A 14,408-nucleotide genomic window follows, 5' to 3' on the forward strand; every position below is an offset into this window, starting at 1 on the left:
CATTGTATTTCGATGTATCAACATTTCAATGAATCGGTTTTCGTTTCATCTTATCTTAAAGGAGCGGTGGTGCCGGGCGTATCTAAAAAAAGGCGCACTGAGCCCACGTCTCCAAAATAAGCAAACTTTATCCTACCATGGCAGTGAATTTTCGTCAATACGTGAAATTTAATTTTTTGCAATGCATCGCAATAGACGGTGAGACGATGCCATCTGATGCGCCTGCGGCGTGGGCATCGTCGTTTGATTTTGCCGCCTCCGCGGCAAAACGGGCTAAGTAGCTTTGCTAAAGCAAAGCTCTGAATACGCTCGCCGCTAAGGCCTCCCAAGGGAACTCTAAAGGATATTCCCTTGGGAGCTGTATCTCGCCGCCCGGGGGCATCCATGCGCCTCTCCGCGCTTCGCGCGGCCCTCTCATGGATATGTACAAAAAAGGAATCGACGATCGTCGATTCCTCTCTGCTTTCGTGATTACTTTCTGGAAGCCATCTCTCTGGCGCGTGCCAGGATGCCCTTCTTCTTTTCCGGTGCCTTCGGGATGCTGCCGCCACGGACAGACTTGATTCCACGGATGTAGAGACCGGAGATGGAGCACTTGCACTCCTTGCCCTTCGGAAGCTGCTCGAATACGTTCGGGTCTGCGATGAGGGTCATCATACGTGGACCGATCTTCGCCTTCACGACCGGAAGCTTCTGCCACTTGAGATAGAATGGTGTCTGCTCCTTGATTGCCTCCGGAAGGCCGGCTGCGATCGCCTCTTCGATGGAGAGCTTTTTCTTATCGATGATCAGCATCGATACATCCTGCGTGTTTGCATCGATGATCGGCTGCTGCTCTGCCTGTTGACGGGAGAGCTTCTTACCGTAGTAGTACATAACCGCCATTAGTACAACCAGGATGATCGCGATAACGACCAGTACGGTTGCCACGGTATTCCAGTGGATCGCCATTAATGTCATAGAGTAAATCCTCGTCTTTCCATAAATCTGCCCTTAATCTTACTATTTAGCGCATCAAAATGCAACCTTAAAAGGGGACGCCCCTCCGGGTTACCTGCCCGCACGGTTACCGTTCGCTGATCCGAATCCGGACTTCATTGTCGCTCACCGGCTGTCCGCCCTGGGTGATGGTATAGACGAGGCGTATCTCCATCAGGCAGTCCCGATGGATGCGGTCGATCTCGACATACTTCGTGTCGAAGCCGAGCTCCATCATTCCCATCGGGGTCTCATAGTTCATGATGTGGTGCTTATTCTGCTTATAATGAAACTGATTTTCCTGCTTCCAGTTCCGGGTCACGATGATCTCCTCGCCGGAGACATCAATCCGCATCTCGTTATGGATGCCATCCTGAAAATAGGTCAACACATGCTGTCCCTCGGAGAGGTCGCGCAGGATACCCTCCGCACTGTGCTCCATGATGTCCGTATCGCCGTCGATGGTCTGGCGTGTCTGCATATCGATTTTTACTCTCATTGTTTCTCCGTCCTGTCTTCCTTCATCCAGCGGTTTTCGTCCGTCACCCGCTCTCCGTCTGCCGGCGCTGACGCCGAAGCAGGTGACCCGCCCGCAGCGGATGCCCGCTCCCGCCGCGTGTTCTCCTTCCACTCCGCCAGCATACGCTTCTGCATCCGAAGCTCATCCGAGCGCAGCTCGCTCGGCTTCAGCTCGCTGAAATCCACCTCCGAAATCAGGTCCTCCACCGAGCAGTCCAGCACCTGTGCCATCCGAAGAACGGTCCGCGCCTTCGCGGCTCCCAGATCCTTATGTCCCTGTTCGTAGTCCTGAATCGAGCGGTACGACAGCCCCGTCTGATCCGCCAGTTCCTTCCGACTGATTCCCTTTAATTCTCTCAGCGTTTTAAGATTCATACGAAACCCTCCGCTCCCCTGCAGCAGCAAAAGCCCACCGTGCAGAACACGGTGGGCTTTTGAATCGCGCTGGATTACTTCTTATCGTCAGACTTTACAGCCGTGGTCGGCTTCTCAAGCTGTGCGATGGCTGCCTTCTGCATCGGGATACGGCAGTTCTTGTTATTACCGAACTCAACGATCACCGTGTCATCGGTCATATCGATGATCACACCATAGAAGCCGGATGTGGTCAGCACTGTGTCGCCGACCGCTACGGATGCAAGGAGAGCCTCCTGCTTCTTACGCTCCTTCTGTGATGGCTTGATACCGATAAAATAAAACATCGCCACGATGGCAATGATGTAAATTACCCAACCAATTACGCTCATTCTTTTTTCCTCCATGAAAGTATACTATCGGCGCAGGCAAAAATGGCGGATACCAGTCGCTCACCGAATCGTCTAAATCAACATTCTACCATAGTAGTCCTCAAATATCCAGCGAATATTATCGCCAGCGCGCCGGCGTCGTGCTATAATAGCAGGCACATCTGAAAGCGCTTTCAGTACAGACCGTTCATGCGAAGTATGCGCCATCCGTAGCGCGCAAGGATCACTCTATGTCCTGTGTTTAAAGGGGAACCACTATGCGAAATATGACCTCCGGCAGTATCTACCGCCATCTTCTTGCCTATGCCATCCCGCTGATTTTCGGAAATTTTCTTCAGCTCACCTATAACGCCGTCGATTCCATCCTCGTCAGTAAGGGGGCCGGTGTCGCAGCGCTCAGCGCCGTATCTGTCTCAAATCCGGTATCGGTCCTGCTGGTGCAGAGCATCTCGGGCCTCGGCATCGGCGCGTCGGTCTACATGAGCAAGTTCTATGGTGCAGGCGAAGGCGAGAAGCTGAAGCGCTCGCTCTCCACCACGATCCTCTTCGGTACGATCGCCGGCGGCATCACCACCCTGCTCGGCATCCTGCTTGCAGCGCCGATCCTCGAGGCCATGCATACCCCACTCGATATCATGCATGATTCCGCGGTCTATCTCCGGCTTCTCTTCCTCGGTAATTTCTTCACCTTCCAGTACAACATCATGTCGAGTGCACTGCGGGCAGTCGGGGATTCGAAAACGCCGGTGACCTTCGTCGGCATCTCGTCGGTACTGAATGCATGCCTCGACTGGGTCTTCATCTTCCTCTTCCACTGGGGCGTCTTCGGTGCCGCACTCGCGACGGTCATCGCCGAAGCCCTCTCCGCAGTGCTCTGCTATATCTATGTCTACCGGCATATCCCGGCACTCGCCCTCCGCCGGGATGAGCTGATCCTCGATCACAGGCTCCTCCGCAGCATCCTCTCCAGCGGCCTCATCACCGCACTGCAGCAGTCCTGCCAGCCGATCGGAAAGCTGCTCGTGCAGAGTGTGATCAATGTTCAGGGCATCGACGTCATCGCGGCCTTCAACGCCGGCTGTAAAATCGAGGACTACGGGCGCATTCCTGCCCAGACGATCAGCCATGGCATGATGACCTGTGCCGCACAGAATCGTGGTGCCGGTGACCGGAAGCGGGTGAAGGAAACGCTGTGGAAGGGCATCCTGATCGGACTCATCTACTATCCGATCATCTGTGCGCTCATCCTGCTCTTCCGTCATCCGCTGATCCAGCTCTTCGCTCCGACCAGTGGCGGCGAGGAAATGGTTCGTCTCGGCGTGAGCTACCTGTCCATAAAGGCCTTCACCATCATCTTCCCATGCGTCACGAATGCGATGCAGGGCTTCATGCGTGGCATGGGCAACATGACCATCACGCTGATTTCGACGATTCTGCAGATTTCGATCCGCACCCTCTTCGTCTATATCCTGGTTCCGAAGATCGGCATCACCGGCGAAGCCTACGCCTGCGCGATCGGCTGGACCGTGATGATCCTCTTCGAGTACAGCTACTACTTCCTCTGCCGAAAGAAGCTCTACGCCGCGATGCAGTGAAAAAAAGAACCGTCGGAGGCCTCCGGCGGTTCTTTTCAGTATTCAGGCATCGGCCTTCGGGAACTTCCGCCGGACGCGGAGGAAGGTGATGAAGTGCGCGGTGAAGGTGATGATCCAGGTAATCGGATAGCTCATGTACAGCCAGTTCAGAGAGTGGAAGTACGGGAGCCGGAACAGGGTCAGGATGAAGATGATCCGCAGTCCGCAGGCACCGATCAGGCTTACAAACATCGGGATCACCGAGTAGCCGAGTCCACGGAGCGAACCAACCATGACATCCATGATGCCGCAGAGGAAGTATGGTCCGCAGACCACCAGCAGTCGCTCCTGTCCATAACGGATAACTTCTGCATCCGTCGTAAAGAAGCGCAGCAGCCATGGATCCAGCATCACCGCACCGATGCCCATGACGAGGCCGATGAGGACGACGGCGATCAGGCAGTCCTTCAGGATGCGATTGATGCGACTGTACTTCCGGGCGCCCAGATTCTGTGCGGTAAACGAAAGATTCGTCTGATAGATCGAGTTCATCGAAGCATATACGAACGATTCGATATTCTGTGCCGCTGTCGCACCCGCCATCGCAACCGATCCGAAGGAGTTGATGGAGCTCTGGATGACGACATTGGACAGACTGAACACGGTGCTCTGGAGACCAGCCGGCAGACCGATTTCCATAATGGAGCTAAGAAGCTTCCAGTTGACATGAAGCTTCCGAAGATCGAGGTGCAGCGCCCCCTTCTCCCGCATGAGCGTGATGAGCAGGGCGATGCCGGAAAAGCCCTGTGAAACCGTCGTCGCGATCGCAACACCCGCCACGCCGATGCCCACCACGAGGACGAAGAACAGGTTCAGAATGACATTGATCACCCCGGCGATCATCTGAAAATACAGCGGGCGCTTCGTATCACCGACGGCACGCAGAATCGCCGCTGCAAAGTCATACAGCATGATCAGTGGCATACCGAGGAAGTAGATGCGAAGATAGAGCACCGAGTCTTCGATGACATCCGCGGGGGATCCCATCAGCTCCAGCATCGGTCGTGCCAGAAACAGGCCGGCGACGCAGAGAATCGCACCGAAAATCACCGACACCAGGATCGATGTGTGGATGGTATCGGACATGTCCTCCTGACGCTTCGCTGCATAATACTTTCCGACGCAGACATTGACACCGATGGAGAAGCCGACAAAGAGCTGGATGATGAGGTTCACCAGCGATCCGGTCGATCCGACGGCGGCCATCGCCTGCGGGCTCACGAAACGGCCGACGACCACGATGTCGGCCGCATTAAACAGAAGCTGAAGCACAGACGCCACTATCAGCGGCAGTGCAAAGGTGATGACCTTCGGCATGATGACGCCGGTGGTCATATCCATCTCATATTTCTTACTCATATCACATACCAAGCAGCTTATGAAGCTCGTTCTCTACTGGTTCGACCGAAGGGCCGATGATGATCTGTACAGCGTTTTTACCCGGGCGAAGCACGCCGCCCACCTGGGCAGAGCGGATCTTCTTCTCATCGACGGCATCATACTGCCGGATCGCCACCTTGAGCCGTGCACCGTCATGCTGTACCTCGCTGACGTTCTCGCGGCCGCCGAGGCCTTCCAGGATGATCCGGGCGACCTCCGCCGCGTCGGATTGATCATCGAGTGTGATATGAAGCTTCTCGTCCTCACGGAGCTTCATCGAAAGCTTATCTGCATTTTTCCGCTTCTGATTTCTCTGTACGATGTACAGCCCCACGGCAAGCAGCAGCACGAGTGCGACCACTGCCATGATGATGACCGACGTATTCAACATAGTATTCCTTTCTGCACCCAGGGGTGCCGGCATGCCACACCGAGATGCACCTTCGGCATTACGAGACCTGCAGACGAAAGTGCCTGTGCTTATGGGTGTGTATGTAAAACCTCTGCAGACTACAGTGCCTGCGCCTTATATTTCTGAAGCTCCGCCACGTAACGTGCGCCGATCCCGGACAGCGGAATCTTCTTTTTCTTGATGTAACCGATGGTCATGATCTCATCCGTATCGAGGCGGACCGCCGTATACTCATCGCCGTTCAGCTCCTGGCATATGATGCCGGAGCAGAGCGTATAGCCGTTCAGTCCGACCATCAGATTCAGGAAGGTCGCCCGGTCATCACACTTGATGATCCGCTTGTAATCGTAGGTGCTCAGCACCTCCTCCGAAAAGTAGAAGGAGTTTCGCTCACCCTGATCGAAGCTGAGGCAGGGATAATCCGCGAGCTCCTCCATGCGGATGATGTCCTTCCCGGCCAGCGGATTTCCCTTACTCATGAACACATAGATGTTACAGTCGAAGAGCGGGATAAACTCGAGCGAATCCTCCCGCAGGATCTTTCCGATGACCTTACTGTTGAAATCATTCATATAGATCACGCCGATCTCCGAGGTCTGGTTTCGTACGTCGTTGATGATTTCCATGGTCTTCGTTTCCTTGACCGCGAACTCGTAGGTATCCATGCCATACTCCCGTGCGAGGTGGATGAAGGCCTCGACCGCGAAGGTATAGTGCTGCATGGAGACGGAGAATTTCTTCTTCCGGGTGCCGACATTGACATACTTGTCTTCCATCAGCTGATACTGCTCGACGATCTGTCGTGCATACCCCAGAAACTCTTCGCCGTCGGCTGTGGTCACGATCCCTCGGTTCGACCGGAGAAAGATCTCGATCCCGATCTCCTTTTCCAGTTCCTTGATCGCCGCCGAAAGGGACGGCTGTGTGATATAGAGACGCTTTGCGGCCTCGTTCATGGAGCCGCTGTCCGCGACGGCGATCACCTGTCTAAGCTGCTGTAATGTCATGTATGTCCCCTCTCCCAGATGACAGAATAGCGCTGCCGATGGCAGCGCTGTGATGTTGTTTACGTTGAAGCCCCGACCAGGCTCTATGATCCGGGGATGCCTGGTTCGTCAGCACGTTCACTGTAGATGGACATGACCGGACCCTGTCAACCCTCATCCGATGCGTAGCTGATGAAGCCCGCCGGATCGATCTTAATGTGTGCCGCCGTCCACTGCTGGCGGTCCTCCTGGATCAGCCCGAACGGTCGGATATAGCGGATGCTGCCATCGCTCTCCTTTCGCTCGATCAGCGCGTCGAAACGGAAGGCACCATCGCCCTCGAACACACGCTTCCCCTTCTGTCCGTCCTCGGTCGGCTCATACAGCTTCATCGTCGCATAGATGACCCAGGTAAAGCCCCGTGCGGTCTCCCGCAGGATCTGATGACCTGTGCCGCTCGTACGATCTGAGAATTCCGCGATCAGATTCGGATTCTCCCTGAGAAGCTCCCGGTAGGTGTAGGTCTTCTCGTTCATCTCCTCCACCGGATACTTCCCGTCCATGCGCGAGCCGTTGTAGGCGAGCTTTACGCCGTCCGGGGTCGTCGTGTCGCTCATCGCGGCACCATCCTCGCCGACATAGAAATTACCCACCATCTGACTCACCGCCATCGCGCCCGTCGACGGGTCGAGATAGTAAAACTTCCCAGCGTCGATGATCCAGCCCGTGGCGAGTACGCCATCTTCGAAATAATAGCAGCTCCCGCTGTTCGGATCCTGGTACCAGCCCTGGTATTCACTCGCGGCGCCGTTTTCGTCGCAGGTGACGAAGCGACTCGCGCCATCCGCTGTCGTGATCCACATTTCCTGTGCCAATGCAGGCACTGTGGATGTCATGGCTGCGGCCGCGGCGATCATGGCAGCGGCCAGCAGCTTTCTGAATTTTCTCATCATAAACCTCTCACATTCCGCGTCAGCTGACAGCCGCGCAGACAACGTATCGTTCGGGTACGTCACTTCATGTCGTCGCACACGCGATCTGTGATACTGATGCCTGCTTACAGGAGCGTATGACGCTGCTCCTCCTCGGACTTCGGGTTCAGGTACTTCGGTGCGACATCGAACACGCTGATGCAGCCCGTCTCGCCCTTCGCGGCCATACGGCTCACCGCTCTCGCATACGCAGCGAGTACCGAGCCCGTAAACTCCGGATTCGAATCCAGCTTCAGGCTGTACTCGATCAGCTCATGGTTGTTTCCATCCCCGGTCACACCGGAACGCATCACGAAGCCACCGTGTGGAAGTGCGGCATGCTCCCGCTGCATCTCCTCCTCGGAAATGAAGTGGATCGTCACATCATAATCGGCATAGTAGTTCGGCATGGACTTGATCTCCTGCTCCACCTTCGCTGCATCCGCGCCCTCCTCGAGCACGACGAATACCTCTCTCGTATGCATCTCACGTGCCGTAAAGTTCGGCTGGCTGCCGCTGCGTACGGCGTCCATCGCACTCTCGACCGGAAGCGTATAGGAGCGAGCATCCTTGACGCCCTCTACGCGACGTGCGGCATCACTGTGGCCCTGGGAAACGCCCTTGCCCCAGAAGGTATAGTGCTTTCCATCCGGCAGTACCGACTCCGCGTAGATACGTGCCAGGGAGAACATGCCCGGGTCCCAGCCACAGGAAATCATCGCGAGCTTTCCGGCCTTCTTCGCTGCTGCGTCGACGGCGGCGAAATGCTCCGGAATCTTCGCATGGGTATCGAAGCTGTCGATGACGTTGAAGTACTGTGCATATGTCGGCGTCTGGGTCGGGAGATCTGTCGCCGAGCCGCCGCAGATCATGAGTACATCGATCTCATCCTTATATGCGAGGATATGATCGACGGAATCGACCTTGACGCCATCGGTGTGAATCTTTACACTCGCTGGATCGCGACGTGTAAATACCGCTACGAGCTCCTCATCCGGGTTCCGCTTGATGGCAGCCTCGATGCCGCGGGACAGGTTTCCATAACCAAGTAAGCCAATTCGAATCATATTTTATCTCCTTATGTGCTGTAACATTCCGTCTATTCATCTTTTGATAAGACGCGAATATTATAACACAGCTGTCTGCGTGCGCAAACAGCTGCCTGAGAACCGTTATAGAACAGTAAGGAATTCCAGGCAAAATCAGAAGGTGGCTGCACTCTTAGAACTCATCACCGAAAATTCGATTCATCGCATCCTGAATTTTCTCTTCCGACGCCTGGAGGCTGCCCTGGATCATCTCCTTCTGTCCGCCGCCACGGCCGTTAACAAGGGCGTTAAAGGCCTTCGCCTGTGCGCGTACATCGACGTTCGTGGAGCCGATGACGTAGCTGTAGGAAGCGATGTCCTCTACAGGCGCTGCTCCGTCCGTATCGCCTTCGTCCTTCCGGCAGAAGACGCCGACGACGGAGGCTTTCGTGTGCTTCATGAAGTAGTCACAGCACTTCCGTACCTCGACCGCGTTCATACCTTCCTCGAAGTCGATGAGTACGCCGGTCTCCTCCTGCAGGGACTGTGCCTTCAGCTCGTAGTAGCGGGTGTTCAGCGCAGCGATGCGGCGATCCTTCCGGAAGCTGTCTGCCATGTAGGTCTTCAGTGCATCGACGATATCGGATGGCGCTACATTCAGCAGGCGGGAAATCTCCACTACCTGCTCGTGCTTTCGTGCGGCGTCCTGAAGTGCATCGTCGCCGCAGAAAAGCTCGAGGCGGACGCCGCCCTTATGGCCGAGTACGGAGAGGATCTTGATCGGGCCGATCTCGCCGGTGCTGAGGACATGGGTTCCGCAGCAGGCGCAGAGATCGGCACCACCGAGGTCCACGATGCGGACATCTCCGGAGAGGGGCTTCTTCGAGCGGTAGTCGATCACCTCCAGCTCTTCCGGGGTCGGCCAGATCGCGCGCACACGACGATCCTCGAGGACGACGGCATTGGCCTCCTGCTCGATCAACATCAGCTGTTCCCAGCTGAGCGGACCGTCGAAATCGATGGTCATCACCTCGCTCATGTGGAAGCCGACGTTGTGATAGCCATAGTGCCGGTGCACGAGGCCGGACACGATGTGCTCACCGGAGTGGTTCCGGCTGTTTCGCATGCGGCGTGCCCAATCGATCACGCAGTGATATGTCTCGCCGACCGTCAGCGCCCGGTCCACGGTATGCAGTACACGGACGACGACATTGCCCCGTACATCCCGCTGCTTCTCACCGCTCGCCGGGTCGGTCACCGGCACCTCCTGCACATCCAGCACGGCTGCCTCGCCGATACTACCGTGGTCCGCGTCCTGACCACCGCCCTCCGGATAGAAGCCATGGACACTGAGCTCGACGAGATACTTCCCGTCGGCAGCGGTGCAGCTCGTCACCTCCGCGTCGAACGCCTTCACATAGTGATCCTGATAATAAAGCGCGTTTTTATCCATTAAAGCTGTACCTCACGTGTTGCATGCTGAAGCCATGCGAGCTTGTCACCGCTGAAGTATGGTGCCAGTGTCGCATAGACCTGCTGGTGATACTGATTGAGGAGCGCGAGCTCATGCGGCTCGAGCAGACGGACATCGATCGCGTCGAGGTCGAGCGGGACCATCGTGAGGAAGGAGAGACGGAAGAAGTTCCCGAACTCATTCTGGAAGGCCTTCTCAACGAGGGTCAGATTCTCGAGACGGATGCCGTGGGAGCCCTCGATGTAGATACCCGGCTCGTCGGAGGTGATATTGCCCTCGTGGAGCGGCATATGTTCCATGCGTCCCTGCGCCTGACGATAGCGGAATGCATTCGGACGCTCGTGGACATTCAGGCAGAAGCCGACGCCGTGGCCGGTGCCGTGGTTATAGTTGAGGCCCTCACGCCAGAGCACCTCCCGTGCCGCGAGGTCCAGGGTGATGCCGGAGGAGCCCTCCAGGAAGATCACATCGCCGAGGCGAAGCATGGACTTCAGTACGAGGGTGAAGTGCTTCCGCTCGATCTCCGTGATCGGTCCCATCGCGATGGTACGGGTGATGTCGGTGGTACCCTCGAAGTACTGTCCGCCGGAATCGAGGAGGTAGAGTCCCTTCGGCTCGATCACGCGGTAGCTCTCCGCCGTCGGAGCATAGTGTGGCAGCGCCGCATTCGGACCATAGGCTGAAATCGTCGTGAAGCTCGGTTCAATGTAGCCATCCTGCTCTCCACGGTAGCGCTCGGACAGCTTCGCCGTATTCCACTCGTTCATCTCCTCGCTGCCGAGCAGCTTCTTCGCCTCCTCTGTAAGCTGTGCATCGGCTGTGAATGCATGCTTCATGAAGTACATGAAATTCGTGACGGCGACGCCATCCTTCACATGTGCCTTCTTCGTGTTCTCGATCTCCACCGGATTCTTCTGGGATTTCCACATGGATGTCGGCAGCATCTCATCGAGGATACGCACCGAATCCGGGAGCTCGCTGATCGTCGCGTAGTTCGTCTTCGCAGATTCGAGCAGGACGGTGGTATCCTTCAGCTGATGCACCGCCTCATAGAAGCGATCGTACGGAGCGACCTTTACCCGGAGGTCCTCGAGGTAGGCTTTCACTTCCTCATCGAGGTCAGCCGGATTCACGAAGAGGTAGGCACTCTTCGGATCGATGATCATATAGGACAGGAACACCGGATTGCACGGGATATCGTCGGCACGAAGGTTCATAAGCCATGCGATGTCGTCGAGGCTCGTGATGATATGGAAGCCGGCACCCTTCTGCTGCATCAGTGCACGAAGCTCCGCGAGCTTCTCTGCGGCACTCTTGCCAGCGAAGCGATCCTCGAGGATCCATACACGGGAGCTTGCGAGGGCCGGACGGTCCGTCCATACCTGACCGACGAGGTCCTGCTCTGCCTTCACGGCGACCGCCTTCTCCGCGAGACGATCCCGCAGGGTCATGCCGTGATGGAAGTCGACACAGCGGCCATCGAAGCCGAGGTAGCCTCCCTCCGGGATCACGGAAACGAGGTAATCATCGAGCGCCGGTACCCCCGGCTCGCCCATACGCATCAGCTCGACATCCCGACCGGCCATCTCCTGCTCCGCCTGGATAAAATAGCGGCCATCCGTAAAAAGCGCGGCGCTGTCCTGCGTCACCACCAGATTTCCCTCACCGCTGAATCCGGACAGGAAGCGGATCGCACGGAAGTACATGCCGACATACTCGCTCAAGTGAAAATCATCCGTCGGTACCAGGTAGGTATTGATGTCATACTTCTTCATCTGCTGACGCAGAGCATCCAGTGCTACATTCATTTCAGTACTCCTTTTATATCATTTTATTATGGTTTACATTCTTTTCTATATTTCTCCCTAGTCTATCATTTTTCTCATGGAGATGGAAGCGGTGGACGATGGAATAGGCACTTCGTTTGATACAGCAAGGGCCCCGGAGGACCGACAGCAGAAACCATACGGAGAGTTCGTGAATAAATCCAAATTGGGCCCTTAGAACCAGTTAGAGTAATTTTTCCTTAGCACCCTCTGCAACGCTGAGTTTTCATAAAGAAAACTCAGTGATTGCAGAGGGCTTACTGGTTCTTAGGGCCCAATTTGTGATTTTTCCGAACTCGGAGTACTGTGTTTCTGATGCCGGCCCTCCGGGGCCATGGCGTACGATGATGTATTTACTTCAGCTCTTCGTTCCGTACGATGGTGTCGCAGTACGCGCAGCGATAGAGTGCGCGGTTCCGGTCGACGATCTTGAAGACCTGCGGAAGCTCCTGCTCGGTCGAGCTGATGCAGCGCGGATTCTTGCAGGTCAGCACGTTTGTGAGGGTCTCCGGCAGGCTCAGTGCCTTCTTCTCCACACGTGCACCGTTCTTGATGTAGTTTACGGTGATACCCGGATCGATGTAGCCGAGGACATCGAGGTCGATATCGAGATCCTCAGAGATCTTCACGATGTCCTTCCGTCCCATCTTTCCGGAGCTGCAGTTCTGGATCAGCGCCACCTGTGACGTGAGGCGATCGAGGTGCAGGTACTTGTACACCAGCATCCCCTTTCCAGCTGTGATATGGTCGAGTACGATACCATTCTCAATTCCATCTACCTTCATGTCATGCCTCCTTACTTATCCAGTCCTAAAAGATACAGAATCAGTGCCATACGCATCTGCTTGCCGCAGCGGGTCTGGTAGAAGTACTTCGCACGCGGATCCTGGTCCACCGCAACGGAGATCTCGTTGACTCTAGGGAGCGGATGAAGGATGGCCATATCCGCCTTCGCGGTCTTCAGCTTCTCCGGGGTCAGGATATAGATATCCTTCAGACGAAGGTAATCCTCCTCGTTGAAGAAACGCTCCTTCTGCACGCGGGTCATGTAGAGGATATCGAGCTCCGGCATCGCCTCCTCGAGGGATTTCGTCTCGACGAACTCAGCACCCGCCTCCTTCAGCTTATCGATCTCATACTCCGGAAGACGAAGCTCCTCCGGGGAGATCAGGATGTAGCGGTTATTCGGATAGCGGAGCATCGCATCGATGAGGGAGTGCACGGTACGGCCGAACTTGAGGTCGCCGCAGAAACCGATGGTCAGGCCCTCGACGGTGCCCTTCGTACGACGGATCGTAAGAAGATCCGCGAGTGTCTGGGTCGGATGGAAGTGTCCGCCATCGCCTGCATTGACCAGAGGAACACTGGTGTGCATCGCTGCCACGACCGGCGCGCCCTCCTTCGGATGACGCATCGCGATGATGTCAACATAGTTCGATATCACCTCGATCGTATCGGCCACCGACTCACCCTTCGACGCACTCGTGTTCGATGCACCGGCGAAGCCCAGGGTCTGTCCCCCTAGTGCGAGCATCGCGGACTCGAAGCTCAGTCTCGTACGCGTGGACGGCTCGAAAAACAGTGTCGCGAGCTGCTTATGTGCGCATCGATCCTGATACTTCTCCGGGTGCTGGTCGATATCATCGGCGAGATCCAGCAGATGATGAATCTCATCTACTGAAAGATCCAGAATATTTACAATACTTCTTGCCATCAGAAAGCCTCCTTCAGCCTTATATCTTGTGCCAATGTCTCATGTATGTATGTTTTATCCCTTGTGGGTCATCCAGGATTCGTCGGAAGGATTATCACGGAACTTGAGCAGCTTCGCCTCATCCTCCGGCTTGATGTAGTTCTCTTCAACCGCTACCTTGACGAGCGTGTCGAGGTCGCAGAGCGAGGTGTTCACCACGTTCGCTGCACTCAGGCGGTCGATGCCCTTCTGCATGCCATAGGTGAAGATGGACACGATGCCGAGCACCTCTGCGCCGGCCTCACGAAGTGGCTCCACGCAGTCGAGCACGGAACCACCGGTGGAGATCAGATCCTCGATCACGACGACCTTCTCACCCTTCTCGAGTCTTCCCTCGATCTGGTTCTTGCGGCCGTGATCCTTCGCAGAACCACGCACATAGCCCATCGGGAGTCCGAGGATGTCCGCTGCGATCGCTGCATGTGCGATACCCGCGGTGCTGGTGCCCTCGAGTGCCTCTGCCTCCGGGTAGAGCTCCTTCACCTTATCGGCGATGGCATGCTCTACGAGGGAACGAACCTCCGGGTAGCTCAGTACCAGACGGTTGTCACAGTAGATCGGGGACTTGATGCCCGACGCCCAGGTAAATGGATCGTCCGGCTTTAAAAATACTGCCTTAATCGATAACAGACCTCTTGCGATATCTTCCTTCGTTGCCATAGTCATACTCCTTATTCTAAGCGGATCAGCGGCCGTGCTTC

General features: G+C 55.9%; 15 protein-coding genes. 1 reads left to right on the top strand and 14 read right to left on the bottom strand.

The window, feature by feature from the left end; translation table 11 throughout:
• Window positions 1-471: 471 nt before the first annotated feature.
• The 4 genes from ACTNC3_RS00940 to yajC all read right to left on the bottom strand — a co-directional run bounded on the left by ACTNC3_RS00940 (window position 472) and on the right by yajC (window position 2,243).
• A complete protein-coding gene (locus tag ACTNC3_RS00940; RefSeq protein WP_410042422.1) occupies window positions 472-960 on the bottom strand; it encodes a hypothetical protein in 489 nt (162 codons plus the stop codon).
• Window positions 961-1,066: 106 nt separating this feature from the next.
• A complete protein-coding gene (locus ACTNC3_RS00945; RefSeq protein WP_410042421.1) occupies window positions 1,067-1,477 on the bottom strand; it encodes a DUF1934 family protein in 411 nt (136 codons plus the stop codon).
• Entirely contained in the window at window positions 1,474-1,872 is a 399-nt protein-coding gene (locus ACTNC3_RS00950; RefSeq protein ID WP_410042420.1) for a helix-turn-helix domain-containing protein, read from the bottom strand. Before ACTNC3_RS00950 ends, ACTNC3_RS00945 begins: the two co-directional genes overlap by 4 nt.
• Window positions 1,873-1,946: 74 nt before the next feature.
• The gene (gene yajC, locus ACTNC3_RS00955; protein ID WP_410042419.1) at window positions 1,947-2,243 is read right to left on the bottom strand and encodes a preprotein translocase subunit YajC; all 297 of its coding nucleotides are present in this window, start codon (window positions 2,241-2,243) and stop codon (window positions 1,947-1,949) included.
• Between the two features lie 257 nt (window positions 2,244-2,500).
• Here yajC and ACTNC3_RS00960 point away from each other — a divergent pair, with 257 nt between their 5' ends.
• Complete coding sequence (locus tag ACTNC3_RS00960) at window positions 2,501-3,838, top strand: MATE family efflux transporter (RefSeq protein WP_410042418.1); 1,338 nt, start codon at window positions 2,501-2,503, stop codon at window positions 3,836-3,838.
• Window positions 3,839-3,880: 42 nt separating this feature from the next.
• Here ACTNC3_RS00960 and ACTNC3_RS00965 read toward each other — a convergent pair whose 3' ends face one another.
• From ACTNC3_RS00965 to pyrE, 10 genes are all read right to left on the bottom strand, one after another.
• Window positions 3,881-5,236, bottom strand: a complete 1,356-nt coding sequence (locus tag ACTNC3_RS00965; RefSeq protein ID WP_441226168.1) for an MATE family efflux transporter — start codon at window positions 5,234-5,236, stop codon at window positions 3,881-3,883.
• 1 nt (window position 5,237) lies between these two features.
• Window positions 5,238-5,648, bottom strand: coding sequence for a hypothetical protein (locus ACTNC3_RS00970; RefSeq protein ID WP_410042416.1), 411 nt, complete (start codon window positions 5,646-5,648; stop codon window positions 5,238-5,240).
• A 119-nt stretch (window positions 5,649-5,767) separates the two neighbouring features.
• Window positions 5,768-6,676, bottom strand: a complete 909-nt coding sequence (locus ACTNC3_RS00975) for a LysR family transcriptional regulator (RefSeq protein WP_410042415.1) — start codon at window positions 6,674-6,676, stop codon at window positions 5,768-5,770.
• A 146-nt stretch (window positions 6,677-6,822) separates the two neighbouring features.
• On the bottom strand, window positions 6,823-7,605 hold the full coding sequence (locus ACTNC3_RS00980) for a hypothetical protein (protein WP_441226169.1): 783 nt from the start codon (window positions 7,603-7,605) through the stop codon (window positions 6,823-6,825).
• A 107-nt stretch (window positions 7,606-7,712) separates the two neighbouring features.
• Window positions 7,713-8,693, bottom strand: a complete 981-nt coding sequence (locus tag ACTNC3_RS00985; RefSeq protein WP_441226170.1) for a diaminopimelate dehydrogenase — start codon at window positions 8,691-8,693, stop codon at window positions 7,713-7,715.
• A 154-nt stretch (window positions 8,694-8,847) separates the two neighbouring features.
• The gene (locus ACTNC3_RS00990; protein ID WP_441226171.1) at window positions 8,848-10,107 is read right to left on the bottom strand and encodes an alanyl-tRNA editing protein; all 1,260 of its coding nucleotides are present in this window, start codon (window positions 10,105-10,107) and stop codon (window positions 8,848-8,850) included.
• Window positions 10,107-11,936: an aminopeptidase P family N-terminal domain-containing protein gene (locus tag ACTNC3_RS00995; protein ID WP_441226172.1), complete on the bottom strand. Its 1,830-nt coding sequence runs from the start codon at window positions 11,934-11,936 to the stop codon at window positions 10,107-10,109. Before ACTNC3_RS00995 ends, ACTNC3_RS00990 begins: the two co-directional genes overlap by 1 nt.
• A 371-nt stretch (window positions 11,937-12,307) precedes the next feature.
• Entirely contained in the window at window positions 12,308-12,739 is a 432-nt protein-coding gene (locus tag ACTNC3_RS01000; RefSeq protein WP_410042410.1) for an aspartate carbamoyltransferase regulatory subunit, read from the bottom strand.
• Window positions 12,740-12,750: 11 nt separating this feature from the next.
• Complete coding sequence (gene pyrB / locus ACTNC3_RS01005; protein ID WP_410042409.1) at window positions 12,751-13,668, bottom strand: aspartate carbamoyltransferase; 918 nt, start codon at window positions 13,666-13,668, stop codon at window positions 12,751-12,753.
• A 54-nt stretch (window positions 13,669-13,722) separates the two neighbouring features.
• Window positions 13,723-14,367: an orotate phosphoribosyltransferase gene (gene pyrE / locus ACTNC3_RS01010; protein ID WP_410042408.1), complete on the bottom strand. Its 645-nt coding sequence runs from the start codon at window positions 14,365-14,367 to the stop codon at window positions 13,723-13,725.
• Between the last annotated feature and the right edge of the window lie 41 nt (window positions 14,368-14,408).

Origin of the sequence: Oribacterium sp. HCP3S3_B9 (assembly GCF_052064255.1) — a bacterium.
In the GTDB taxonomy this organism is placed as follows: Bacteria; Bacillota; Clostridia; order Lachnospirales; family Lachnospiraceae; genus Oribacterium.